This window comes from Paenibacillus sp. MBLB1832 (assembly GCF_032271945.1).
In the GTDB taxonomy this organism is placed as follows: Bacteria; Bacillota; Bacilli; order Paenibacillales; family NBRC-103111; genus Paenibacillus_E; species Paenibacillus_E roseopurpureus.
Map to the genome: position 1 here is coordinate 2,165,274 of NZ_CP130319.1, position 26,120 is coordinate 2,191,393.

Consider the following 26,120-nt stretch of genomic DNA (forward strand, 5'->3'; position numbering starts at 1 on the left):
ATTGAACCAAAATGGCATCGAGAGAATATGGTGATCAAAGAGGAGGTGCGGTATGAATCGATTTATGGAAAAGGTAATAAAGCCCATTCTAGTTAAATATGAGCCTGCTCACATTGTAGAGATTGGCGTTTACCTATCTGGCCGTACAACGATTAAATTGCTGGAGTTCTGCAAAATGATGAACAGTAAACTAACCGTAATTGATCCTGCACCAGGATTCGATACGAATGCGTATAAAGCGGTTTTCTCAGACGAAGTGGACATTCATAGAAAGCATAGTCTGGAAGTGCTGCCCGAGATTCAAGCAGCGCATCTATATGTAATTGACGGAGATCACAATTGGTACACGGTGTATCATGAACTCATGGCTATTGAGCAAAGCGCGATCCGTAAGGGCACATTTCCTATCGTGATCCTGCATGACACGGAGTGGCCATATGGCAGACGGGATTCGTACTATTTTCCAGAAGCCATCCCAGCCCAATATCAACATCGGTATGCGAAAAAGGGAATTCTAGCGGAATCCAACGAACTCGTTGAATCAGGGGGCATCAATGCTGATCAATGCAATGCATGGAACGAGTATGGAGATAAGAACGGGGTTTTGACAGCGATCGAAGATTTCCTGAAAGTCACATCATTTCCGATAACGTTTCATCGTTTATACACGAATAATGGGCTAGGCATTCTATTTCCTAGTGATGAGAAGATGGAGACGGTCATTTCGTATATCATCGATTCCTCGGGTTTATAGTTAGTGGTCATATGAAAAGTTTGAAAATTGAGAAACAGTGGCTGTACACCCATGTATGTGGGGATCAGTGGCTGTTTTTTGTTTTTCGCTCTACTAATATCATCATTTATTTACAAAAATTGTTTATTCAATCATATGTCCTCTCTCATTCGTCCATGCACAAGTAGATAGTATCCATATAGTAGTAGAAGGAAACTTGAGCAGTTTCGATAGATGAAAGGAGGTAGAGACAGATCGAAGTAGATGTCTATCAGATACATGCAGAAAACTAGAATAACATTCATAGGAGGTGTTGGATTTTGAGTAAACTGGCTCAATTAATGGCTGAAATCAATAACGTGGGAATCATGAACATCAAAAAAATCGAGATAGAGTACTTCAATGGAAGTGAATTTAAACTGAAATTCCTCGCAATAGATGGCGTGTTGGTAAGAGAAACGAAGCTTGCAACATTCCTAGATGGCTTAGATTGGATTCAAGTTGAACAAATTCAAATTGAGTTGAACAATAGTGATGAGATCGAAATGGAGTTTCCTAATGCCCCGATTGGTCCGACAGGAGCAACAGGAGCAGCAGGAGCAGCAGGTGCAACAGGAGCAACAGGAGCGACAGGAGCAACCGGAGCAACTGGGGTAACAGGAGCGACAGGGCCTTACGGTGTAGGTGGAACGGGGCCTGCAGGAGCAACAGGAGCGACCGGAGCAACTGGAGCAACCGGAGCAACTGGAGCAACCGGAGCAACAGGGGAAGCAGGAGCAACTGGGGTAACAGGAGCGACAGGGCCTTACGGTGTAGGTGGAACGGGGCCTGCAGGAGCAACTGGAGCAGCAGGAGCAACAGGGGTAACTGGGGCAACAGGAGCAACTGGGGTAACAGGAGCGACAGGAGCAACAGGTGCGACCGGAGCAACTGGAGCAGCAGGAGCAACAGGGGTAACTGGGGCAACAGGAGCAACTGGGGTAACAGGAGCGACAGGGCCTTACGGTGTAGGTGGAACGGGGCCTGCAGGAGCAACAGGAGCAACAGGTGCGACCGGAGCAACTGGAGCAGCAGGAGCAACAGGGGTAACAGGGGCAACAGGAGCAACTGGGGTAACAGGAGCGACAGGAGCAACGGGAAGTACAGGCGCAACCGGAGCAACAGGAGCAACAGGGGCAGCAGGAGCGACAGGAGCAACAGGGGCAACTGGTGCGACAGGAGCTGAAGGAGCGACCGGAGCAGAAGGAGCAACAGGAGCTGAAGGAGCGACGGGTGCAACAGGAGCAACGGGTGCAACAGGAGCAACTGGGGCAACAGGAGCAGCAGGAGCAGAAGGAGCGACAGGAGCAACTGGTGCAACAGGAGCAACAGGAGCAACAGGGGCAACAGGTGCAACAGGAGCAACAGGGGCAGCAGGAGCGACCGGAGCGACAGGTGCAACTGGTTCAGCAGGAGCGACAGGAGCAACAGGAGCAACAGGAGCAACAGGAGCAGCAGGTGCAGATGGGGCGACAGGAGCAACAGGAGCAACAGGAGCAACAGGAGCAACAGGAGCAACAGGAGCAGCTGGAGCGACGGGTGCAACAGGAGCTGCAGGAGCAACAGGAGCGACGGGTGCAACAGGAACTGAAGGAGCGACAGGAGCAACGGGTGCAACAGGAGCTGAAGGAGCGACGGGTGCAACAGGAGCTGCAGGAGCAATAGGAGCAACGGGTGCAACAGGAGCAACTGGGGCAACAGGAGCGACAGGTCCGAATGTGCTTACCGATTCTTTCTCGGCCTTTAAGAGCTCTTTAACAACAGCAGCTTCCACGCAAATTACGAACTGGTCTGTAGCCAATCCCTTTTATAACAATACAACATTTAACCCGACTACTGGGAACTTCACGGTTCCAGCAACTGGAAAGTATCAATTTGAAGCAACGCTAAGCTACTCTGCGTCTGCGACGATAACCGTGGCAACGGGGGCGGGGGTATATCCTTCATTTGTTCTACGTAAAACTTCACCAACTACATCGGACTTAATAACAGGGATATTCCCAATCTTAGATGTTAACATTCTTGCCGTTCTAAATGTTAGAGTAATCCTTGGCGACGGTACGGTAACGATGGTAGGTACGCTTGATCTTACACAAAATGATGTCATCGGTCTCTTCTATGAAGCTGATGGAATCACAGTATCTCTGAATCTTGGCGGTAACAATGCAGCAGGGATGTACTGGTCGGTTTTCCGCATCTCCTAATCTATTAAGATGACATTTGAAGGGCTGACGCTGTGGTCAGTCCTTATTTTTTAATATACGAAATGCCTATCAACTACATATCTTTTATGCCTATTTGGACATCTAGTTAAATGCATATTTTGGATTGGACAACCATCTATTGGAAAAAAGCACAGACAAACCCTGTGGATAATTCGTATGATGAAGCATCACAGGAGGTGTTGGAATGAGTCTCTTAGCTGGCAAAAAGAAAAATTCAAATTCTTCGAAAAAGCGTATAGCTCTTAAAAAAAGTAGTGCTAGGCTCCACAGAATTGGTGGATGTAGTTGTGGATGTCACAAAGCGAAAGTTAGAAGCAAAAAACGTACTCACAAAACCGTTCTAGTGAATGGCGAGCACAGATGCTGTAAGAAAGGTCCCAAAGGAGATCGTGGACCACGTGGATTTAGAGGCTGTAGAGGAGCAACAGGAGCAACAGGACCAACAGGAGCAACTGGAGAGATCGGAGCAACAGGCGTAACTGGGGCAACCGGAGCAACTGGACCAAGAGGTAAAAAAGGTGACGATGGTGACAGAGGAAGAAGAGGACCAACGGGTCCGCAAGGTTTGTTGGGGCCAACAGGACCAACTGGAGCAGGAGCAACAGGGCCGACAGGTCCGACTGGAGCAGTAGGTCCAACAGGACCAGGAGTAGGAGCAACTGGACCAACAGGAGCACCTGGAGCCACAGGTAGCACAGGACCAACAGGACCAACAGGACCGACAGGACCAACAGGGCCTGCAGGAGCAACGGGTACGGCAGGGGCGACAGGGACAGCTGGTGCAACTGGGACAGCTGGTGCAACTGGGGCAGATGGCGCAACAGGACCAACAGGACCGACTGGTCCTGCAGGAGCAACGGGTACAGCAGGAGCGACAGGGACAGCTGGTGCAACAGGAGCAACAGGAGCAACAGGAGCAACAGGAGCAACGGGTCCAACAGGAGCAACGGGTCCAACAGGTCCAACAGGAGCAACTGGTCTGAATGGTTCAGGCTCAATCATACCGTTTGCCTCAGGTCTTCCTGCAACACTCACAACGGTTCTAGGTGGAGTTGTGGGAACGTCAACACTTGTAGGATTCGGTAGCAGCGTTCCAGGTGTCAGCTTGTTAGCAGGCCCATCGATCGATCTAACGGGTTCAACCATTGCTTTGCTTAACTTTGCATTCTCCGTGCCTCGAGATGGTACTATTACTTCATTGGCGGCATATTTCAGTACGGTTCTTGGATTGAACCTATTAAATTCATCGCTAACGATTACGGCACAACTATATCAATCTACAACGCCTAATAATATATTTAATCCTGTACCAGGTGGTTTGGTAACATTACCTGCATTCTCTGGTATTATTAACATTGGTGATATTACGGCCGATGTTGCGACAGGATTGTCAATTCCAGTTACAGCAGGAACACGCTTATTGCTTGTATTCTCTGCTACAGCTATTGGTTTAAGTCTTGTCAATACGATCATCGGTTACGCAAGCGCAGGTCTAGAAATCGTATAATGGAAACAGGGCTGCTCACTTTTCATGTGGGCGGCCCCCTTTTTTACTCCATCTCAAACTCTTTCATTTTGTTATATAATGTCCCTCGAGAAATACCGAGCAGCTTGGCCGCTGCGCTTTTGTTCCCCGCGGTTCTCCTCAACGCATCTTCTATGAAACTCATTTCGTTCGTTTCAGTCATTTTCTCTTGCAGCAATTCTCGTGATGTCTCCGATTCCAAATGTACTAGACTTGGCTGCTTCTCCTGCAAAGTTACTGGCAAGTGTTCGAGTGTGATTAAACCGTCGTCGGTCAAAATCAAACAACGCTCAATTACATTTTTTAGCTCCTGGATATTACCGGGCCACGCATATTGTGTCATGGCTAGAATAACCTCTGGTGATAGAGCAGGTGCAGGCTTTTGATATTGCAAAGCAAATTGTTTTACATACATTTGAACCATCGCAGGAATATCTTCGCTTCGCTCGCGCAGCGGCGGAATCCGAATGGAGACTACATTAAGTGCATAATACAGGTCTGAGCGGAACTCGTGACTAGCGACATGACTGGCCAAATCCTCTGTTGTCGCTACGATGATCCGTGTTCGAACGTTGATCGGTTGATGACCACCAGGTCGTACAATCGTTTGTTGGGTCAAATATAAATATAGTTTGGCTTGAAGCTCTACGGGCAGTTTTTCAATCTCGTTAATGAATAAGGTTCCCTCTTTCGCCAACTCCAGCTTACCAGGCTGACCGCTTTCACTCCCGCTAAATGCTCCGCCTTGGTAACCGAACAATTCCGTTTCAAGTAAGCCTGCTGGGATAAGCCCGCAGTGCACAGTCAGGAAGGGCTGGTGGGATCGAGAACTAGATTGATGAATGATATGGGCTAATTGTTCTTTGCCAACACCCGATTCTCCGATCAGGAGGACAGGGGTTTCGGTTGCTGCAATTTTCTTGGCCCATTGAACGACTTTGCCGATGGCTGGACCTTTTCCTTTAATCAAGGTAAATAAATCTTCGGTTTGCTCCTTATTTGGAAGTCCAAATGCGTCCACTGTCGTCAATTGCTCATTCAACCGTACAAGATTCGTGATATCTTGCTCAGTGGCAATACCGCCAATGATTTGACCTTCCTCATTTCGAATCGGCGATGCATTGATGAGAACATGGGTGTCAGACCGAGGTCGGTGATACGTATTGCGGATCATGCGCCCCTCATCCAAAATTTTGAGCACCATAAGCGTTTCAATGTCAAAATGCTCACCTATTCGCTTACCAATAATGTGATCCTTAGGAAGCTGGTAAAGTTCTTCGGCCACTGCATTCCAGCAGATGACGGCGCCATCTCGATCGACGACCGTCACGGCGTCCGTTACGGTATCCGCTAAGACTTCAAAATAGGCTGCCCACTTTTGCTGTTCCCGATGGATTATTTCCAGGAGCTGCACACAAGTGAAGTATCCCTTGATTTCACCCATCTTATCCATTATCAGGTAGGGTCGATTTCCCTCTTGTTTAAAAGCATGTAGAGGCAGCAGGTCGGAGGATTCCCTCAAAACGGGAGATACAAAGAAACGATTGTGTTCAATTAACGCTTGAATGTTCTGTGCTGAAAAACAGCCCATCAACTCCTTATCCTCAGGTGTGAACACATGGAAATCGGTGCTTTGCCCGACAATAACGGCCGTTCCATTTTGTAAGTAGGAAGTTAATTCTTGGATCGTTGTTGATGCTGGTATACTAATGTACTGTGTGTTTAACGAAAAGTGTTCAAAATTGAACATAATAACCCTCATTCGATCTGAGATATTTGGTATTAATTTACCATGAAAAACATATTGGGTTCAACACATGATGCGCGATCGGTGAATAGTGTACATAAAGATGCTGAAATAGGTGGATTGTACAACATTTATTTTATTTTAAACAAAATGTGTTCAAACTAATCGAGATAGTGTATAGTTAAATTATCAATTGAACACTATTGTACAATTATCCTGTGGAGGAATGCACAGATGGAACTCATCATGAGAAATATGTTTCAATCCTTAGGCAAAAGTCGTTCGGCAAATCGTCTTGCCAAAAAATATGGTTTGCGTTTCGGAGCTGCTCGTTTTGTAGCGGGGGAAACGATTGCTCAATCGATCGCTGCGGTTCGCAGTCTGAATCAAAGTGGCCGCGTCGCCACCTTGGATCATTTAGGAGAATTCGTATTTAGCGAGGAAGAAGCGTTAGAGTCGGCTGCCATGTGCCTTCAAACGCTGGATGCAATTGCAGAATCCCATGTTACCTCCAATTTATCACTCAAAATGACTTCATTAGGTCTTGATATTAGCAAAGAACTTTGCATGCAAAGCATGAGACGCATTCTTGATCGCGCGAAGCAGTATGGCAACTTCGTTCGCATTGACATGGAAGATTATGCGCATTGCCAAGTGTCACTTGATATCTACCGTGAGCTTCGTCAGGAGTATGATAACGTCGGAATTGTTATTCAAGCATATTTATATCGCACCGAGCAAGATATTGCGGATTTAGGAGCCATTGGCGCTAATTTGCGTTTAGTGAAAGGTGCCTATAAGGAGTCTCCGAGCGTTGCATTTCCAGAGAAAAGCGACGTTGACAAGAACTATGTGAACATCATCCAAAAGCATTTGCTTGGTGGACACTACACGGCAGTTGCTAGTCACGATAAAGCGATTATCGATTTTACGAAAGATTTTGTTAAGCAGCATGGAATTTCTAATGATCAATTCGAATTCCAAATGCTGTATGGTATCTGTGATGATCTGCAAAATCAACTCGTCAAGGAGGGCTATCGTGTCCGCGTTTATGTCCCTTATGGTGTGGACTGGTTCGGGTATTTCATGAGAAGGCTAGCCGAACGCCCAGCAAATGTCTGGTTTGTTCTTAAAAATATGTTCAAATAATAGGCAAGTCCCCAAATTGGAGAGGAGATACTAGAGATGAATACAAATACTATTGTAAAACCTTATGCGAATGAACCGTTTACGAATTTTGCGCTTGAGGAGAACGTAAAGGCGATGCAAGCGGCGATTGCGAAGGTGAAAGGTGAATTAGGTCAAGATTACCCGCTGTACATCGGTGCAGAGAAGGTCATGACAGAAGCGAAAATTACGTCCATCAATCCTGGGAATGTGGATGAAGTGATCGGTCGCGTTAGTAAAGCGGATCAGGCTTTGGCTGAAAAAGCAATGAATACCGCACTCGAAACGTTCGAGTCTTGGAAGAAGGTATCCGCTCGTGAGCGCGCGGAATACTTGTTCAAAGCGGCTGCACTAATGCGCGCTAGAAAGCATGAGTTTTCAGCTTTAATGATTCTCGAATCAGGCAAAAATTATGTTGAAGCCGATGTCGACACTGCGGAAGCGATCGATTTCATCGAGTTCTATGCGCGTGAGATGATTCGTTTGAGTCAAATCAACGAGACACAGCCTTTGGTGAAAATTCCAGGTGAAAACAATCAAATTTCATACATCCCGCTAGGTGTTGGCGTTGTCATTCCCCCGTGGAATTTCCCGCTTGCGATTTGTGTAGGGATGACGGTATCCGCCGTTGTGTCTGGTAACACAGTATTGTTGAAGCCAGCGTCTACAACACCTGTGATTGCACATAAATTCGTAGCTTTGATGGAGGAAGTGGGTCTGCCAGCAGGCGTTATTAACTTCATTCCGGGAAGCGGGGCTGAAGTTGGCGACTACTTGACGACGCATCCGAAAACGCGTTTCATCTCTTTCACAGGCTCCAAAGAAATTGGACTGCGCATTAACAAACTTGCGGCGGACGTGGCGCCAGGTCAAATTTGGATCAAGCGCGTAATCGCTGAGATGGGTGGAAAAGACGGCATCGTCGTGGACGAAACGGCCGATTTGGACGCAGCAGCGGCTGCAATTGTGGCTTCAGCTTTTGGCTTCCAAGGTCAGAAATGTTCCGCAGGCTCCCGTGCCATCATCGTGGAATCTGTCTACGATGAAGTGGTGGAGAAGGTCGTTGCTTACACGAACAAATTGCAAAGCGGTCTGCCTGAGGAGAACTTTGCTGCAGGGCCAGTGATTGATAAAGCTTCGTATGATCGAGTTTTGGACTATATCGAAATCGGTAAAAGCGAAGGTACACTGCTTGCTGGCGGCGGTAAAGCTGAAGGGAATGGCTACTACATTCAGCCAACTGTGTTCGGCGATGTGAGCGGCAAAGCCCGTTTGATGCAAGAGGAGATTTTCGGACCTGTGCTTGCGATTGCTAAAGCGAAAGACTGGAAACAAGCGATTGCGATGTACAACGATACGGAGTTCGGATTGACAGGTTCTTACTTCTCATCCGATGAAGACCGCATCGCGGAAGCATTGGAAACTGTTCATTGCGGCAACTTGTACATCAACCGTAAATGCACAGGTGCATTGGTTGGCGTACATCCATTCGGCGGATTCAACATGTCAGGTACTGACTCCAAAGCTGGCGGTTACGACTACCTTATGTTGCTGACGCAAGCGAAATTGACATCCCGCAAGGTGTAAAAATAGTTGCTGTCCATGAGACGGCGTGACCCCACTTCGATGAGAGGTGGGGCTTTTGCTGTTGGGTGGGGTAGCCCAGACGGAACGTCGATGTGCTATTTGGCAGTTTTCAGCTATTTTTATGCTTAGGCGGAACGTCAGTACACTATTTCGCTCAAATTACGTCAAAATGACTGATTCCATGACGAATAGAGCATCTACGTTCCGCCTAACCCACCAATCAACCGATTTGCAACGAATAGCGCACCCACGTTCCGTCAACCATGCTACAAATGAAGAATGTAGCTCCGCGCACGTTCTTTTCCGCTAGAAACAGCTAGTAATTGTTTGTCACACAGCGTATGCAACAGCGTTCTAGCGTGCCGACTGCTGATATTCAGATGCGCTGCCAATTCATTCGCGGTGAAATCACGCGGAGTTCTTCGAGCGAACCTAACGGTTTCAGCCTCAAGCCAAGGCAAGTCCGCGTGCATATCGGTAGAGATGAACTTTCCGATCAACGAAAGAATGAGGTGCTGGCACATTTTCGTCGCTTCGACAATGGATGGGTAGGCGATGGGGAGGACAAGCCAACCGACCAAGGCCAAATGGGCATGTCTGCTGCACAAATCTTTAAACCGCCAAAGCTCCAGATCTCGCGCATGCGAGCTGTAGCCTTGAATTTCAATTGCGGCCTTCGCATCACGCGGCATGTAGGCAAAATCCAAATAGCGATACCCATTTGCGAAGTCACGAACTTCCCATTCCAGGTACAAGTCGTTGAAATTGCCGACAATAGGGTACCAGACGGATCGAAGAAATGCCATTTCTGCGTGGCCGAGGCCGCGCGCTAACCGTTCCTTGCGACGGGTTTGTTTCTTTCACCAATTGCTCGTCCATAAAATGTTCAAAAGCCTGCTCGAATTTCATCATCGTCATCTCCTCTCCTCAATGATAACCGCAAAACAAAACGCCGCCCTCATCCTCATCAGCAAGGAGGAGTCTCCTAACCAACGAAGTTGACAGCGGCGTGTGCTTCACGACCAACGTCTATTATTTTATCTAAGTATACTGAATCCAAACAACAGTTTTCATTCAATCAGTTCTAACCAGCTCGACTCGCAACATTGGAGCTATTCCTTAGTCGCCAATTGATACTGCTCTAAAACCACAAGCCCACCCTCCGATATGTCGATTCCCTCGCTCACCAGCAAAAACCGCTGCAATTCCGCCCCCTCAGCATCTTGGATGGCGATTTCGCCTCGCGCATTGACGACGCGGTGCCAAGGAAGCCGATGCTTTTTGCTCATGGCATGCAGGACGCGAACAACCTGACGTGCAGCTCTCGGACTGCCGGCAAGCCGCGCGATTTGTCCGTAGGTCATGACTTGTCCCTCGGGGATGGCGCAAATGATCGCAATCACCTTTTCTGTAAAAGGTGTCATTAGACGGTCAGGAACTTGATGCACACGGGCTGCGACAACACGAGTTGATCGCCAGTTGGCACCAATTTCCCACTTGCCTCATCCCGTGCGAAGCTGACGATATTATCGGTATCTTTATTCGCGACTAGAACAAATCGCCCATCAGGCGATAGCCCGAAATTTCGCGGATGCTTGCCTAAAGTGGAGGCATGCTCGACAATTGTGAGTTTCCCCGACACCTCATCAATCGCATATACCACAATGCTGTCATGTCCACGATTCGAACCATAGAGGAAGCGTCCATCTGGGGACACATGGATATCAGCGCAAGCATTTTCTCCCTCATAGGAGTCAGGAAGTGTTGCTATCGTTTGAATTTCGCTCAGTCTACCCAGTTCCTCATCGTAGGCAAATGCGGTTACGGTAGAACTTAGCTCATTGATTACATAACCAAATTTGTACGAAGGGTGAAACGTAAAGTGTCTTGGACCTGAACCAGGCGCAACCGAGACTTCACTTTGTGGAATGAGTTGCTTTTTAGCAAGATCGAGCTTATACAAGATAATTTTATCTAGGCCTAAATCGCAAACGCCAACGTACTGATTCGCACGATCGACGAATACGGAATGCGCACGCGGTCGATCTTGAACGGGCAATAAACTTGCCCCTCTATGCTGCTGAATATCAGCCGTCATACCTAGCGTGCCATCCGACAAGATCGGTGATAGCCCGACCATACCGCCATGATAACTTGCCACCATGACGACCTGATTTGTATTATCGAGCTGGATGTGACAGGTTGTTGCAGGCAGCGTGTTGACTTGATTGAGCAGCGTCAGCTCACCGTTCGTCTTATCAATGGTATAGGCGCTCGCTGCGCCGCACTTCTGCCCCTGCTCACCGACTCCCTCACCTAAAGCGTATAATCTTCCATGCATAGCATCAATCGCTAAAAAGGTCGGATTCTGCAGCCCATCAACTTGATGGGTAAGTGTAAAGTTCCCTTTGTCAGAATTAAATTGAGCGGTATAAACGCCTGGATTTTTCGCATCGGCATAGGAACCGATAAAAGCTATTGTTTGTTGCGGCTTGTCCACAGTGGTCACTCCCATTCATCTCTAAATATCAGAATATATATGTTTCACCTAAAAAGTTGGCTATATTTCTAGATAAACGCTCCCGTTCCTAAGAGGACGGCGTAGTCGTTTATTTTGTCTAACTAGGAGCATTATCTCAAATCTACTACACAGGGGCAACTCTTCCCCCGCCTATTTTCGCCCAAATATCTGAAAATAGCGTGAGCTCGGGTTACAAAGTGAAAAAGCGGAGAATAGACTAGTGTAATACAAGGCCTTACGGACAGGAGGCGTGTTATGTTGGACAGAACGTTGTATCTCTTCGATGGCATCAACAAGAGCTCTGTGAAGACGATTGTTGAGCAGATCATGAAAGTGAATCAATTCGATGAAGACAAAGATAAGAAGGAAAAAGATTTCAAACGCGTGCCGATTGACCTCATCATCAATAGTAACGGTGGGAGCGTTTACGATGGCCTAGGTCTCATCAACGTGATTGAAAACAGCAAAACCCCTGTTCATACCTACGTGTATGGACTTGCCGCAAGCATGAGCCTGTTGATCGCAGTCAGCGGTCACAAGCGGTACTCAGGACGTCTCAGCACTTTTATGTATCATTCGGTTTCGACACATATTGATGGGCATCTCGAGCATTTGAAAAATCGGGTAGATGAGACTCAGCGGCTTCAAAACATGTATGATGAGTACCTTTTATCCAAAACAAATTTGCAAGAGGATGAGCTGCATCGCGTGCAGGAGCACCAACGGAACTGGTATATGAGTCCTGAAGAGGCAATGGCCTACGGGATCATCGACGGTATCGTTTAGGCATGGCAGGAGAGAAGCCCAAGGGATTCTCTTTTTTCTTTGTTTTTTCTCGGTTTTTGGTGTTTAATTGAGAGAAAGAGAGATGGAGCAGCAGGGGCTGACTCCGCGGAAAAGGAGATTCCTACTGTGTATAAAATTGTATTTTTTGATATCGACGGCACACTAGTCAATGAAGACAAGCTGGTTCCCGAAAGTACCGTAAAGGCGATTCACCAATTGAAGGAAAGCGGCATCGAGCCTGTTATTGCGACGGGACGAGCTCCTTATTTTATCAAACCATTAGCAGAACTACTGGGGATTGATTCGTATGTCTGTTTAAATGGCGGTTATGCGGTTTACAAAGGAGAGCCTTTGTATCATCGCGTCATTGCAAAGAGCGCAATCGAGGCTTTGGTCAAATTAGCTGGTGAGCACGGGCATTCGCTTGTGTTTGAAGGGCAGCATACGTATGCGACCGATGCGGAAGATCATCCATTTGTGAACAGTTCCGTCACGTCATTGAAAGTGGATTTGCCTAAGTACGATCCGCATTTCTGGCAAACGAACGATATTTATCAAATTTTCCTCCATTGTGAAGATAAGGATGAGCATTTGTACGAGAGCATTCAGAATGAGTTTAAACTCATTCGATGGCACCCGCATGCCATGGATGTACTCCCTGCAGGCGGCTCCAAAGCACAGGGCATTGCTGCAATGCTGGAGCTTCTAGGCTTAAAGCCTGAAGACGCCGTTGCTTTCGGCGATGGATTAAATGATATGGAGATGCTATCCTATGTCGGCTTCGGCATTGCGATGGGCAACTCGCATCAAGATTTATTGCCTTACGCAGACCATGTGACTACACATGTGGATGAAGAGGGTGTCCGAAACGGCTTAATTACGGCGGGACTTCTTTGTTAGTACAGACAGATCGAAACTAAACAGGGTGAATACGATGAAAATAGCTTTTTTTGATTCAGGCCTTGGCGGAATCACGGTGTTAGACGAAGCCATGAGGCGAATGCCTCAGGAGGACTTCCTCTACTTTGCCGATACCGCGCATGTGCCTTATGGGACCAAATCGAAAGAGGAGGTCCTGACGTTCGTCAAACAATCTGTCGATACGATCATTCAAGATGAGATTAAGGCGCTGGTGATCGCCTGCAACACAGCTACGAGCATCGCGATCGCCGAATTAAGGAATATTTATAACATGCCCATCATTGGGATGGAGCCTGCCGTGAAGCCTGCACTGGAAATGAATCGCGGATCAGGGCTCAGAGTACTCGTATTCGCTACGCCGCTCACCTTGAAGGAAGCAAAGTATCGAGAACTCGTGTCTCGGATCGATGATATGGGCATGGTGGATTCGCTGCCGCTGCCTGAACTCGTTGAATTCTGTGAAAATCTTGAGCTGGAAGGCGCTCGGATGGCAGATTATTTCTTGTCGAAGCTGAAAGACTACGACCTGCGTACATACGGGACCGTTGTGCTTGGCTGCACGCATTATCCTTTTTACAAAAGGCTGTTAAGCCAAATCCTTCCCGCTCACATCCAGATTGTGGATGGCAGCAGAGGGACCGTCAATCGATTGATACAGGTGCTTCAAGAGAGCGACCAATTGCAAGGAGCGGGTTCTTCCAATGTCAGATGGATGTGCTCTAACTCGGATCCAGCTTACTTGCAGAAGATGCAGAAGGCATTAGCCTTCCTCCAAGCTGCTCCCCATTCATAAAAACAAAAAAAGCAGTCGAATAACTAGATAGAGACTAGTTACCGACTGCTTTTTACTATACTTCCGACTTCGCTTATACACGAATCTCCAGTAATTCATAACTGATGATACCCATTGGCGCATTCACGCTAATCGTATCTCCAACGGATTTATTCATGAGGGAAGCGCCGAGCGGGCTTTCGTATGAAATTTTATTCTCGTTGACATTCGCTTCCGAAGATCCAACGATTTTGTATTCAATTTTTTCAGCAAATTCGATATCGTTTAACACAACGGTTGAACCCACTTGTACGGTAGATGTGCTCGTATTCGTGACAACCTTGGCTTTTTTGAGCATCCGTTCAATGGTCATTACTCGAGTTTCCATGAAACCCTGTTCTTCTTTGGCAGAGTGATACTCGCTGTTCTCCTTGAGATCGCCGTAGGAGATCGCGGTTTTGATACGAGCGGCCAGCTCTTTGCGCTTTACGGTTTTCAATTCTTCCAGCTCAAGCTCTAAATTGCGCAAACCCTCAGGGGTTAATATGACTTCATCATTGGACAAAAGTAAGCACCTCGTTTCATTCGATATTAGCTATACTACTAAAGTCCTGCAGGCAAGTAAAGTCGCAGCACCAGGAACGAATAAAAACCACAACCATTATTGGCTGTGGAGATAAGGGAACACGTAATTCCCAAAAGGCAGTACCAGACAAATTATTAGCAGCAGCCAGCGGAAAGCCGTTTCACTTGTTGAGCCAGTGTCGATCGCTAGCCATTTCGGAAGAATGCGTACCTTGAGCGGAATCGGCCAAAGCAATTGAACGCCGCGATCATTCAGGAGATCGATGAGCGGATGGGAAGCATACGCAAGCATGAAGACCCAGAAGTAGAGCGGACTCAGCGAAAGGCTTAGCATAACCAGCAGAGCCATAAACAACAAGGAATGCGTCAAGGTGCGATGTTTAATTTTGAGTACGTGAAGTAAGGCCGATAAGGGAAATAAGACCTTTGCCATCGTGGAACCTGGTTTATCGACATCGGCTAAAGTTCCTGCCAAACATCCGAGTAATAAGGCCCCGACTGCATCCCAGGTGAAGTAACTGGTGTTTCCGTGGATGAGAACCACTTCGGCAGCAATCATGCCGGCAACGCTGTGTGTTTTTTGCAACATAGGAGATCGCCTTTCCATTTCAAAATGTCCGTTTAACTTTATACTATTCGAAAGTTACTTGGAAATTAAGGGGATGTTGCGAATTCAGAAATTTTGTCGCGAATGACCTATATAAATGTCGTGAAAGACCGTAAAAGAAAGCGGATTCATCCCTTAAAATAGGACGTAATCTAGTTAATTCATCAGATTATTAGCCAATTAACTGTCTATCTTTGGAGGAGGAAATTTCCGTGAGTACGATTCGAATTTTAGCAACGCAATGTGAGTATCGGGTTAATCCTGTCGGGCTCGACACCCTGCGTCCCCGCTTTACTTGGCAGCTCGAAGCTGAAGGATTTGCCATCAAGCAAACAGCTTATCAGATTCAAGTAAGCAGGGATGGGCAGCATTTTGATACGGGGAATCTGATTTGGGATACTTTACGGATCGAATCGAATCAATCGGTGCTGATCGCGTATGGAGGACCTGAGTTAAAGTCTCGTACTCGTTATTTCTATCGGGTGAAAGTATGGGATCAAACGGGGCAAGAATCGCCTTGGAGTGAAGCTGCTTACTGGGAGATGGGACTGCTGCACGCATCCGATTGGGAAGCACGTTGGATTACGCCCGATCCGAAAGAGATCGATGCAGACGCGGAGGAAGCGTATTACTTGCGAAAGTCGTTCCGCGTAAGACCGTCGATTCAACAAGCCACGATTTATGCGACATGCCATGGTGTTTATGAACTGGAGCTTAATGGGGTACGTGTCGGAGACGGGGAGTTAACACCTGGCTGGACCAGTTATCAGCATCGTTTGCAAGTGCAGCGGTATGATGTCACGCATCTGCTAAATTCGGGTGCTCAGCACACGATCGGTGGGGTACTCGCTAATGGCTGGTATAAGGGGAATTTGGCGTGGGGCGACCGTAGAAACATCTTCGGCAGTGAAAGAGCACTCCTCTTCCAAATGCATATTACGTATGCCGATGGGACAGAAGAGCTTGTTGTGAGTGATGCTTCTTGGCAAGCTGGGCTAGGACCCGTACGGATGTCTGAGCTGTATCATGGTGAAACTTACGATGCGAGATTAGAGCGGAGCGATTGGAGCAGCCCCACGTATGATACGAATGCCTGGCTGCCTGTCATTGAGGTTGTGCACGGATTGGGTAATCTCGTTATGCAGGAGAATGAGCTCTCACGTGTAACCGAAATATTGAAGCCTATCGCTGTGATAGAAACGCCGGCTGGCGAGACTTTGCTTGATTTTGGTCAAAATATGGTTGGAAGAGTCCAGCTGCGCGTTAACTTGCCAAAAGGAACATGCTTAGAGCTCCAGCACGCCGAAATTCTGGATAAGAACGGCAATTTCTATGTGGGGAACCTGCGTAAAGCGAAGCAAACGGTCACTTATGTGTGCAAAGGTGGAGGGGAAGAGGTCTATGCGCCGCATTTCACCTTCCAAGGGTTCCGCTATGTGAAAGTGGTAGGATGGCCGGCTGAGTCGGCTTTCGATTCCAGCTGCTTTACGGGTCAAGTCATTCACACGGATATGGAGGTCAAAGGAGATTTCGAATGCTCGCATGCTTTACTGAATCAGCTTCAGCGCAATATTGTGTGGGGACAACGGGGCAATTTCCTTGATGTACCGACAGATTGTCCGCAGCGTGATGAGCGGCTTGGTTGGACGGGGGATGCGCAAGTTTTTATTCGCACGGCTGCATTCAATTATGAGGTTGCCCTCTTCTTCCGTAAATGGCTGCGGGATCTTAAAGCGGATCAGCGTGAGGACGGCGGTGTGCCTTTCGTCATTCCGCATGTGCTCGGTCCGAACGAGCATTCATCGTCCGCCTGGGGGGATGCAGCGGTCATTTGTCCATGGACGCTCTACCAGGTTTATGGGGACACGCGCGTGCTGGAGGAGCAGTATGACAGCATGAAGGCGTGGGTGAGGTATATTCGTAACCAAGGCGACCAAGCTTACTTGTGGCAAACGGGCTTCCACTTTGGGGATTGGCTCGGTCTAGATGCCAAAGAGGGCAGTTATATCGGCGCGACGCCAAAAGATTTGATTGCGACATGCTTCTACGCGTACTCGACATCCTTACTGGTCCAAACTGCGGAAGTGCTTGGACGCAAGGAAGACGCTGCTGAGTTCTCTGAGCTCTACGAGCGAATCGTGGAAGCTTTCCATGCGGAATTCGTGACGCCAACAGGCAGGCTTGCTGGCCATACTCAAACGTCGCTCGTGCTTCCACTCATGTTCGGATTGGTGCAAGGAGCTACGCGTGAGCGGTTCGCCGCTACACTCGCAGAGTATGTGAAAGAGCAGAACTACCATCTAACCACAGGGTTCGTGGGTACGCCTTATCTATGTCACGTGCTTACCGAGAATGGCTATCATGATGTTGCCGTGAAGCTAGTGCAGCAAGAGGATTATCCTTCTTGGCTATATGCAATTCATCAAGGCGCGACCACGATTTGGGAGCACTGGGACGGGATTAAGCCAGATGGTACATTCTGGAGCGATGATATGAATTCCTATAATCACTATGCCTACGGATCGATCGGCGATTGGCTGTATCGCAAAGTTGCAGGATTAGATTCGGATGATCGTCAGCCGGGTTATCAAAGATTGCTATTCCGCCCACGCACGGATTCGGCACTTACGTATGCGAAAGCGTCGCTTGTGACGAGTTATGGTCAGGTTCGAAGCGAATGGCATCTGACGGAAAATGGTGCGGTACAATATGTGTTCCAACTGCCGCCGAATACGACGGGGGAAGTCGTGCTGCGCAGTACGACGCTGGCAAACATCACATGCAATGGACATAAGTTGGCGGAGTCAGAAGGGGTTACTTCTTTTGAGGATCGGGATGGCCATGTGAGAATCGAGCTCGGATCGGGCCATTATCAGGTGCAAGTGGACGTTACAAACTCTTAAACTTTTTCATTTTAGGTTTATAGGCTATAATAAACCTATCGAAGTTTGAAGAGGGAGAGTTGCGCATGGGTGTATTCAACGCAATGGAAACCGTGGTTGCCCAATTGTTCGAAGAGTTTCGGAAAAGCTATGAGTTGAAATGTGACTGCAAAACGTGCCAAGAGGATATGATGGCGCTCGTTCTGAATCGCATACCCCCGCGGTATACCTCTAGTGAAAAGGGACAATTGTTTGTCAAAGGTGAATATACGAACCAACAATTGCAATCCGACGTCATGCGCGAGCTTATAGCTGCTGCTGCTTTTGTTGAGAGCCACCAACATCATCGCGATGGCACAGCATCTCCTTAGGGAGATGCTGTTTTTTGTTTTGTTGATCTTGGCAACGAGCTTGGGAGGCTCGCCCCGCCAACTCCCCCCCCAAAGCCAGCCCCGCAGCGCTGAGCCTCCCAAAATGGGTGTCTCAGCATTCGCGTTTGCGCGTACTTGCACATTAGCGCAAAGGATGAAACGCATCTGACGCAAATTCCCTCTCCTTTTGCATCAAATTTGCTCGAAAAATTACCAATTGCTACCGAGCCGACAATGTGTTCTCCACATTGCTCAATTTTCGACAGTTTTCCCCAATGCAGTAGGGCTTGCGGCCCATGTTTCCCCTCGGAAAAATCCTGATTTTCCCTCTTTTGAACACCTCGGAATGCAAAAAAAATACATAAAATAGAAATTCACGCAACGCGTAATGCAAAAAAAATTGCGCTGTTATTCCACCCTCTTCGATATAAAATAGAACTTAGAATTTCCAAATAAATGAAAATTAGGAGGGGTTCGAATGAATTCAGAGCAGTTTAATGGTATTTTTGATTCCGTACTAACCGATGTTGTGCAGCAATCCTATGGTAACACGTGCCTGCCCTCCGAGGAACAAATTCAACAGTCGATGAAACGTATGATGTCGGTTTTAGAAGAAAACAAGAAGCGGTTGATGGCAAATGAATGATCGCGACAATTTGAAGTACATTTCCAATGACACTCTCGTCGATGCTTATATAAATGCAAGCAGAATGAAATTAAGCAAGGAGTTTCTCGTATTTCTACTTGTTGAAATTCAAGCAAGGCAGCTTTCGCTTTTTGAAGACAATGGCTAATACTAAGTTTATTTCAAGACATGAATCCTTTACAATGATACGGACAGGGAAACCTGACGTTCGACGGTAGAGGATTTTTTTGTTGTCGTACGGCATGGTCAGAGAGGAAGAGAAGGCATGGCTATTTTTCGAAAAATACTACCAACCCATTGGTTTCGGAATCAACGGATTCGGACCAAAATTATACTCATTTATTTTCCGCTCATCTTCGTTCCATTGTTTGTGCTGGCGTTCGTTTCCAACCAAGTGTATACGAATGCGATCGTCAAGAAAACGATTAAGAACGTCTCGGACAACTCCTCCTTAATCATTACGCGCATTTCAGGCATGTTAACGAATGTGGAGAGCTGCGCGAATATGTTGACGATCAATCTCAATAAGGTCATCGTGGAAGATCCGCAATCGTTAAGCGAGCGAGAGACAAGCTTGCAAATGTACACCCAGATTACGAATCAGCTTAGCTTCGCCTTGCTCGTCTTTCCAGATGTTCAGTCGGCAGCGTTCATCGACACGAATAATCGTATTTATGGCTCCAATCTGTTCATGGAACGAAATAAAGAGGGGATTGTGGACAGCACGATGCTGAAACAAATCGATGCCTCCAGCGGGAACAATATTTGGTTTCCCATGCAGCGAAGGAATTATTTGACCAATGGCGAGCAGGAGACGATTATGACGCTGGGCAAGCGTATAGTGAATATTTATACGGGCCAGAAGCTCGGTATCCTCGTACTGAATATCAAAGAAAGCTCGCTGTCCGCGATATACAGAAAGATCGGTTCGATCCAAGACGGCAGCTACTTTATTGTGGACGAAACGGGCGTTGTCACGTCATCTCAGCATGCAAAGGATGTGTTAGAGGAGGTCGCTATTCCTGAAATTAAGGCATGGGTAACGTCAAACGCACCTCGAAGCGGATCCGCTTCTTTCGAATATGAGAAAACGCTTGTCGTTAGCTCAGAACTGCCTAGCTTCGGCTGGAAGCTTATTTCCATGGCTCCACTTGCCTCTCTCACGGAAGATACGCGCAAAATCACATTGCTGATTGTTCTCTTGGGTGTCGTATGCTTATTTTTCGCTTTGCTTGGCGCGAGCATGCTGTCACAGCTCATTGCCAAGCCCATCATGGGGCTGACGAAGTATATGAAAAGGGTAAAAGAAGGCAGCTTGGACATGGAATTTCAAGTCAACTCGGAGGATGAGATCGGTATGCTCTCTTCAGGATTCAATGCCATGATCCGGCGAATTCAAGAGCTTCTTCGGAACATTAACTGGGAGCAAAAGAAGAAACGTGAATACGAGCTCGCGCTCATCCAAGCGCAGATAAAGCCGCATTTTCTGTATAATACGCTCGATGTGATCTATACCCTGTCCGAGATGGGTCGAGCTCGCGATGTGCAGCGCACAACGAAAGCGTTGGCGGACTTCTATCGCGCCGCACTAAGTAAAGGCCGTGAAACGATTTCGCTTGAGGAAGAAATTAGGAACGTCAAAGATTATCTATCGATTCAACGCATTCGGTATTCCGATGTGTTTACGTATGAGTTCGATATCCACAACGATGTGCTGCAGGGTCAAATCCCGAAGCTCACGATTCAACCGTTAGTTGAGAATGCGATTTATCATGGTCTTAAAACGAAGGGCAGCCTGGGACTTCTAACCGTAACAGGTGAAATCGTCGATCATAAAATTAAAATCGTCGTCGCCGATGACGGCGTAGGCATGGATGCTGAACGCCTCGAAGCCATTGTGAAGAAGGCAGCTTCTTCACAAGAGGCAGTCGGCTATGGATTCAAGAACGTGAATGACCGCATCCAGCTTTATTTTGGCGAGGAGTATGGTTTGCAAATCAAGAGTGAGCAGGGGCAGGGCACGGTCGTCACGCTGTGGCTCCCTTTTCAACGGGAAGAAGGATAACCGATGCAGAAAATTATTATTGTCGATGATGAATCGATTTTTCGTGAATACTTGCGTACCGTCCTCGATTGGGAGGCGTATGGTTTTGATATTTGCGCGGAGGCGAAGAACGGCCTAGAAGCCTTGGAACAGGTGGAATTGCACCGGCCAGATATTGCGCTCGTCGACATCACCATGCCATTCATGGACGGTCTGGAGCTGACCGAGCAGTTGAAGGAGCGATACCCAGCAACGAGTGTGGTGCTTATCACGGGTCATAATGAATTCGATTACGCGCGCAAAGCGTTAAAGCTCGGCGTTGAAGATTATATCCTCAAGCCCTTCTCAAAGGACGAGCTCGTGCTTACCCTGCTGAAACTGCAGAAAGAACATGAGAAAGCACGGGAAGAACGTTCGACCCTGATTGAAAATCAGCAACTGATGAAGGAGAGTTACCTCAATCATCTGTTAAGTCCGGAATATCATCAATCCTCAGAGGAAACCGCATTGCGCCTGCAGCAGCTAGGGGAGTCGTTCACCTCCTCGTTATTTGTTGTGGCGTGCATTGAGATTGACCATATGGATGTCAAATGGAATCAGGTGAGTGAAAGGCTGCTTTGGAAATATGCGGTCACTAACATTTTGAACGAAGCATTGGAGGAAACGGGGCATCATCTCATTTTCAACGGACCTGAAGGTCGGATCATTTGTCTTGTTGAGCACCTTGGGAGCAGGGAGTTGGAGGTACCAGCGTTGGACGGGTATGAAAAGCTTATTTTTCTCATTAAAAAATATTTGAAATTCACGATCACGATCGGTGTCGGTCGTAGTCAGTCGGGTTTCACAGGCATTCGGACATCGTATCTGGAAGCACTCGAAGCGTTGCAAAACAAGTTCGTCCTCGGGAACGATCGTGTGATTGCCTATGGCACGAATGCTTTGGATTCAGGCAAGGAAGCACTTTTCCCAACAGAGATTAACGAAGAATTGCTTGTACTGCTCCGCATGCATCAAGGGGATAAAGTGGAAGAGAAGCTGGAGGAAGTTTTCCATTCGATCCGTGAACAACGGTTGTCTTTGGAATACACCTACGTGATCTCAATGGGGTTAATTTCGGTATGTCTTTCGTATATAACGGAGATGGGACATCCGATCGCGGATTGCTTTGGCGAAGCCTTTTATCCTTACAGTGAAATCAAGCGCCTTGGTTCGATCGAGAGTACATCGGCATGGATTAAAGAGTTGTTCGGGAAAGCGATGCAGTATACCCATAAGCATAAGAAAACGCGTTCATCGAAAATCGCACAATCCGCCAAAGACTACATCGAAGCGAACTATGGCGATACCGAGCTTCAGCTTGATCAGATTGCGCAGCAAGTGTATATTAATCCGAGTTATTTACGGGCTGTGTTTAAGAAAGAGATCGGAATGACGGTGACTGACTATGTGACCCATGTTCGTATGCATAAAGCGAAGGAGCTGCTGGGCAAGGGCAACATTCGACTTTCGGATATTGCCGAGCAAATCGGCGTAAGTGATCCTAGTTATTTTAGCAAAAGCTTTAAGAAATTTTTCGGATATTCACCTAGCGAATATGAGAATAATCGACTATAAGATGCCTCTAAAAAACCGTTATCTCCAATGTGCGGATTTTACAAGAACCCCTCAGTTATTCCATTATCACTGAGGGTTTTTCCTTCTATACTGAGGGTGTAAAGAGGCGAAACGCACTTGAAATCAGGGAGGTCTACACATGAAAAAGATGGCAGTAACGCTCGTGAGCTTGCTCGCGGCAACCACATTAGCAGCATGCGGATCCACAAGTGAACCAAAGGAAACGAGCAGTGCAACAAAAGCACCAACGGCAGCAGCAACGACGGCACCAGCCAAGGCAGATGCCAAACCCGTCAAACTGAGAATCTATGCACAATACGCAGATGAAGATACGAAAACCCCTTACGACTACGCGGTGGCAGAACTGAAGAAGGAAATGCCGAACGTAGAGCTAGAACTGGATATTCAAGCACAAGATGATGGTCAAAAGTTGAAAACGTATGCGGCAACAGGTAACCTGCCGGATATTTTCCAAGCAGGCTTGGACATCATTGATACGTTCAAAAAGTCCAATAACATCCTTATGTTGGATGAGTATGTAACGAAGTTTGGCTTCAAGGACAAGATGCAGCCGAGTGCCATGAATACATTAGTAACCGATGATGGCCACACGTATGCGTTCCCGTACGCGGGGAATGAAGTTGCTTTGCTGTACTACAACAAAGATTTGTTCCAACAAAATGGCGTCAAAGTGCCGACCACGTACGATGAAATGATGGCGGCAGTGAAAGCATTTAATGCGAAAGGCATTACACCGCTTTCCATTTTCGCCAAAGAGAAATGGCCGTGCGTAGCCCTGTATGACATGTTCGTCACACGTGCTGAGCCAGGCGGGATCAATAAGCTGGATAAAGGTACGGCAAAAGCGGAAGACGCGGCGTACAAAACAGCAGCTGAAAAAATTATTGAGCTTGTGAAAGCAGGCATGTTGCCAAAAGGTGCAACGAACTTGAACTATGACCAAGCAGCAGCACTTTACCATGAAGGCAAAGCAGCAATGTTCATCAACGGCCAATGGGAAATTGAAGCCGCGACGAAAGCGCTAGGCGATAAAGCCGGCTACATGTACATCCCGGCGGCAGATGCAGCTGCGTATGATAAAGGCAAGACAGCATTCAGCGGCAGCGGCGGGCCTGGCGGATATGCCGTATCTGCTAATACGAAGGATAAAGAACTGGCAGCCAAAGTAGCTTCCTTCATCTCCTTGAAATACGCTGAGTACAAATTTACAAACCGCAGCAACCCAATTGTAGCCACGAAAGTGGATAAACCCGTCGTGAAACAGTTCCCTCCAATGATGGAGCAGCTGTCCAAAGATATTCCGAAAATCACAAGCACAACGGCTTTCTCATGGGGCTTGTCCAATCCGAAATTCAAAGCAGCACTGGAAGATGCATCGCAAAACTTAATGACGGGTAACTATACCGCAGATCAGTTCGTCAAAGATTTGAATAAAGCAGCAGTGACAGCGAAATAAACGTAATTCATGGCAAGGAGACTCACTCTGGAACGCTTGATACCAGATGAGTCTCCTACTTTATAAGGGAAGTGATGACATGCGCAAATTCTTGGGAAATAAAGCGGCGATACTGCTTTTCACGCTGCCTGCTCTCCTTTTGTATACAGTGATCGTGTTCTATCCTATTCTTCAAACTTTCTATCGTAGTACATTCGAGTGGGACGGATTAAGCGAAGGCACGTTTATCTTTTTGGACAACTACATTCGCTTGTTTCAGGACAGTATTTTTTATACGTCGCTCTACAATGGACTTGTGTTCGCCGCGATCCTAGCATTCGTTCAAATTGGGATCGGGACCGTCCTTGCTTTTGCCGTAGCAGAAGGATTTCGAGGAAGTAAGATTCTCCGTATCTCGTATTTCATTCCTGTCGTCCTGTCCATCACAGTCGTGTGCCAGCTATGGCTAGCGATGTATAACAGTGAGTACGGTTTGATTAATAAAGTGTTCGAAGCACTTGGCATCTCCTACAGACAGGATTGGCTGACGGATAGTAAAACAGCGATTTTCGCGATTGCGTTCGTGAACGCATGGCAGTACATGGGCTATCAGTTTGCGCTGCTCCTTGCCGCTGTCAAATCAGTCCCAGAGCAATACCTAGAAGCTGCGCGCATTGATGGGGCTTCGAAATTCAAAGCACATCTCAAAATCACCATCCCGATGCTGGCAGAAACGTATAAATTTTGCCTCGTGCTGGCGATTACGGGCGGGTTGAATGCTTTTGCCAATATGTTCATCATGACAGGCGGGGGTCCAGGTAACTCCACGTATACGCTCACGTATCTCATGTACCGTTCCGCTTTCCGTGTGGGCGAGTTCGGCTACGGCAGCGCGGCTGCAGCGTTCCTCGTCATAGAGTGCTTGATCGTGACTTTAGCGATTAATAAGCTCATTGCTCGTGAACGAATTACTTTTTAAGAGAAGGTGATGACAGATGAACGGCATCTGGAAACTACGCAATAAAAATCCGCTTCTCGGCATCCTGCTCTGGGTGTATGCGGGGTTGTCGGTGTATCCGCTCTTGTGGATGATCTTCTATTCATTGAAAAATAATAACGAAATTTTCGTCACGAATCCGTTCGGGCTTCCAACGCATTTCCGGTTTGAGAATTATGTGGATGCTTGGTCCAAATTTAATGTACCTGCTTATTTCACGAACAGCGTGCTCGTTGCAGTTGCTACGGTCATTGGTACGATCGTTCTCTCTGTGACTTTTTCCTATGCGGTCGCTCGGATGCAATGGCGCCTGAAGGAAACGGCACGCATTTATGTCGTGATCGGCATGTTTATCCCTGTCCAAGTTATCATGATCCCGCTGGCGATTCTCGTTCGTGATTTTCATTTAGCTAACACGTATTGGGCACTCATCGTACCTTATATCGCCTTTAATATTTCCTTCTCTAGTATGGTATTCTATGGCTTCTTCCGCAGCATTCCAGTGGAACTGGAAGAATCCGCATGTATGGATGGCGCCAGCATTTATCGCACGTTTTACACGATTATTTTGCCGATAATTAAGCCTGCGATGGCAACGATGGTGATTTTCGTTTTCCTTTCTTCATGGAATGAATTTACGATGGCGCTCATTCTCATTACGAAAGAATCGCTCAAAACCTTGCCACTCGGTCTCTTGTTCTTCCAAGGACAATTCACCACGAATTGGGGCGCGATGGGGGCTGCGATGACGATTGCGAGCTTGCCGACTGTTTTGGTTTACGTTCTGTTTAGTGAGCAGGTGGAGAAGGCGATGACCGTTGGGTCCGCTGTGAAAGGATAAGGAATGATAAAAGGATTCTCCTTCACAAGGCGGTGGCATATGGCCACCGTCTTA

At 47.3% G+C, this 26,120-nt stretch carries 23 protein-coding genes; 17 read left to right on the forward strand and 6 right to left on the reverse strand.

Annotation, left to right across the window (positions count from 1 at the left end):
* Window positions 1-52 precede the first annotated feature (52 nt).
* The 3 genes from MJB10_RS09315 to MJB10_RS09325 all read left to right on the forward strand — a co-directional run bounded on the left by MJB10_RS09315 (window position 53) and on the right by MJB10_RS09325 (window position 4,504).
* Window positions 53-754 (forward strand): class I SAM-dependent methyltransferase, encoded by a 702-nt coding sequence (locus MJB10_RS09315; protein WP_314803866.1) that lies wholly within the window; start codon window positions 53-55, stop codon window positions 752-754.
* 299 nt (window positions 755-1,053) lie between these two features.
* A complete protein-coding gene (locus MJB10_RS09320; RefSeq protein WP_314803867.1) occupies window positions 1,054-2,976 on the forward strand; it encodes a collagen-like protein in 1,923 nt (640 codons plus the stop codon).
* Between the two features lie 364 nt (window positions 2,977-3,340).
* Window positions 3,341-4,504, forward strand: a complete 1,164-nt coding sequence (locus tag MJB10_RS09325; RefSeq protein WP_314803869.1) for an exosporium glycoprotein BclB-related protein — start codon at window positions 3,341-3,343, stop codon at window positions 4,502-4,504.
* Between the two features lie 43 nt (window positions 4,505-4,547).
* Here MJB10_RS09325 and MJB10_RS09330 read toward each other — a convergent pair whose 3' ends face one another.
* Window positions 4,548-6,272, reverse strand: coding sequence for a sigma-54 interaction domain-containing protein (locus MJB10_RS09330; protein ID WP_314803871.1), 1,725 nt, complete (start codon window positions 6,270-6,272; stop codon window positions 4,548-4,550).
* A 231-nt stretch (window positions 6,273-6,503) separates the two neighbouring features.
* Between MJB10_RS09330 and MJB10_RS09335 the strand changes: the two genes are divergently transcribed.
* Window positions 6,504-7,418 (forward strand): proline dehydrogenase, encoded by a 915-nt coding sequence (locus MJB10_RS09335; RefSeq protein ID WP_314803873.1) that lies wholly within the window; start codon window positions 6,504-6,506, stop codon window positions 7,416-7,418.
* Window positions 7,419-7,454: 36 nt separating this feature from the next.
* A complete protein-coding gene (gene pruA / locus MJB10_RS09340) occupies window positions 7,455-9,023 on the forward strand; it encodes an L-glutamate gamma-semialdehyde dehydrogenase (protein ID WP_314803876.1) in 1,569 nt (522 codons plus the stop codon).
* A gap of 266 nt (window positions 9,024-9,289) precedes the next feature.
* Here the strand turns inward: pruA and MJB10_RS09345 are convergent, their stop codons facing one another.
* From MJB10_RS09345 to MJB10_RS09355, 3 genes are all read right to left on the reverse strand, one after another.
* The gene (locus MJB10_RS09345) at window positions 9,290-9,829 is read right to left on the reverse strand and encodes a transcriptional regulator (protein WP_314803878.1); all 540 of its coding nucleotides are present in this window, start codon (window positions 9,827-9,829) and stop codon (window positions 9,290-9,292) included.
* A gap of 306 nt (window positions 9,830-10,135) precedes the next feature.
* Complete coding sequence (locus tag MJB10_RS09350; protein ID WP_314803879.1) at window positions 10,136-10,447, reverse strand: MGMT family protein; 312 nt, start codon at window positions 10,445-10,447, stop codon at window positions 10,136-10,138.
* Window positions 10,447-11,523 carry a lactonase family protein gene (locus tag MJB10_RS09355; RefSeq protein WP_314803882.1) on the reverse strand — a complete coding sequence of 359 codons (1,077 nt, stop codon included), beginning with the start codon at window positions 11,521-11,523 and terminating at the stop codon, window positions 10,447-10,449. The genes MJB10_RS09350 and MJB10_RS09355 overlap by 1 nt, the downstream gene beginning before the upstream one ends.
* Before the next feature lie 276 nt (window positions 11,524-11,799).
* Between MJB10_RS09355 and MJB10_RS09360 the strand changes: the two genes are divergently transcribed.
* From MJB10_RS09360 to murI, 3 genes are all read left to right on the forward strand, one after another.
* Window positions 11,800-12,330: an ATP-dependent Clp protease proteolytic subunit gene (locus tag MJB10_RS09360; RefSeq protein WP_314803885.1), complete on the forward strand. Its 531-nt coding sequence runs from the start codon at window positions 11,800-11,802 to the stop codon at window positions 12,328-12,330.
* A gap of 126 nt (window positions 12,331-12,456) precedes the next feature.
* Window positions 12,457-13,230, forward strand: a complete 774-nt coding sequence (locus MJB10_RS09365) for a Cof-type HAD-IIB family hydrolase (RefSeq protein ID WP_397386586.1) — start codon at window positions 12,457-12,459, stop codon at window positions 13,228-13,230.
* Between the two features lie 34 nt (window positions 13,231-13,264).
* Window positions 13,265-14,044 (forward strand): glutamate racemase, encoded by a 780-nt coding sequence (murI, locus tag MJB10_RS09370; RefSeq protein ID WP_314803888.1) that lies wholly within the window; start codon window positions 13,265-13,267, stop codon window positions 14,042-14,044.
* Between the two features lie 73 nt (window positions 14,045-14,117).
* On the opposite strand, the gene greA is transcribed toward murI, so the two are convergent.
* Both greA and MJB10_RS09380 read right to left on the reverse strand, forming a co-directional pair.
* The gene (greA, locus tag MJB10_RS09375) at window positions 14,118-14,588 is read right to left on the reverse strand and encodes a transcription elongation factor GreA (protein WP_314803891.1); all 471 of its coding nucleotides are present in this window, start codon (window positions 14,586-14,588) and stop codon (window positions 14,118-14,120) included.
* A 96-nt stretch (window positions 14,589-14,684) separates the two neighbouring features.
* Window positions 14,685-15,197 carry a metal-dependent hydrolase gene (locus MJB10_RS09380; protein ID WP_314803893.1) on the reverse strand — a complete coding sequence of 171 codons (513 nt, stop codon included), beginning with the start codon at window positions 15,195-15,197 and terminating at the stop codon, window positions 14,685-14,687.
* Window positions 15,198-15,427: 230 nt separating this feature from the next.
* On the opposite strand from MJB10_RS09380, the gene MJB10_RS09385 reads away from it, so the two are divergent.
* The 9 genes from MJB10_RS09385 to MJB10_RS09420 all read left to right on the forward strand — a co-directional run bounded on the left by MJB10_RS09385 (window position 15,428) and on the right by MJB10_RS09420 (window position 26,066).
* A complete protein-coding gene (locus MJB10_RS09385) occupies window positions 15,428-18,118 on the forward strand; it encodes an alpha-L-rhamnosidase (protein ID WP_314803896.1) in 2,691 nt (896 codons plus the stop codon).
* Window positions 18,119-18,183: 65 nt separating this feature from the next.
* Window positions 18,184-18,468, forward strand: a complete 285-nt coding sequence (locus tag MJB10_RS09390; RefSeq protein WP_314803899.1) for a late competence development ComFB family protein — start codon at window positions 18,184-18,186, stop codon at window positions 18,466-18,468.
* Window positions 18,469-18,946: 478 nt separating this feature from the next.
* Complete coding sequence (locus tag MJB10_RS09395; protein ID WP_314803902.1) at window positions 18,947-19,114, forward strand: hypothetical protein; 168 nt, start codon at window positions 18,947-18,949, stop codon at window positions 19,112-19,114.
* On the forward strand, window positions 19,107-19,262 hold the full coding sequence (gene sda, locus MJB10_RS26690) for a sporulation histidine kinase inhibitor Sda (protein ID WP_397386587.1): 156 nt from the start codon (window positions 19,107-19,109) through the stop codon (window positions 19,260-19,262). The genes MJB10_RS09395 and sda overlap by 8 nt, the downstream gene beginning before the upstream one ends.
* 117 nt (window positions 19,263-19,379) lie before the next feature.
* Window positions 19,380-21,179, forward strand: a complete 1,800-nt coding sequence (locus MJB10_RS09400) for a sensor histidine kinase (protein ID WP_314803905.1) — start codon at window positions 19,380-19,382, stop codon at window positions 21,177-21,179.
* 3 nt (window positions 21,180-21,182) lie between these two features.
* Complete coding sequence (locus MJB10_RS09405) at window positions 21,183-22,772, forward strand: response regulator (RefSeq protein WP_314803909.1); 1,590 nt, start codon at window positions 21,183-21,185, stop codon at window positions 22,770-22,772.
* 139 nt (window positions 22,773-22,911) lie between these two features.
* A complete protein-coding gene (locus tag MJB10_RS09410) occupies window positions 22,912-24,249 on the forward strand; it encodes an ABC transporter substrate-binding protein (protein ID WP_314803914.1) in 1,338 nt (445 codons plus the stop codon).
* A gap of 79 nt (window positions 24,250-24,328) precedes the next feature.
* Window positions 24,329-25,207: a carbohydrate ABC transporter permease gene (locus MJB10_RS09415; protein WP_314803916.1), complete on the forward strand. Its 879-nt coding sequence runs from the start codon at window positions 24,329-24,331 to the stop codon at window positions 25,205-25,207.
* A 16-nt stretch (window positions 25,208-25,223) separates the two neighbouring features.
* Window positions 25,224-26,066, forward strand: coding sequence for a carbohydrate ABC transporter permease (locus MJB10_RS09420; protein WP_314803918.1), 843 nt, complete (start codon window positions 25,224-25,226; stop codon window positions 26,064-26,066).
* The last annotated feature ends 54 nt before the right edge of the window (window positions 26,067-26,120 follow it).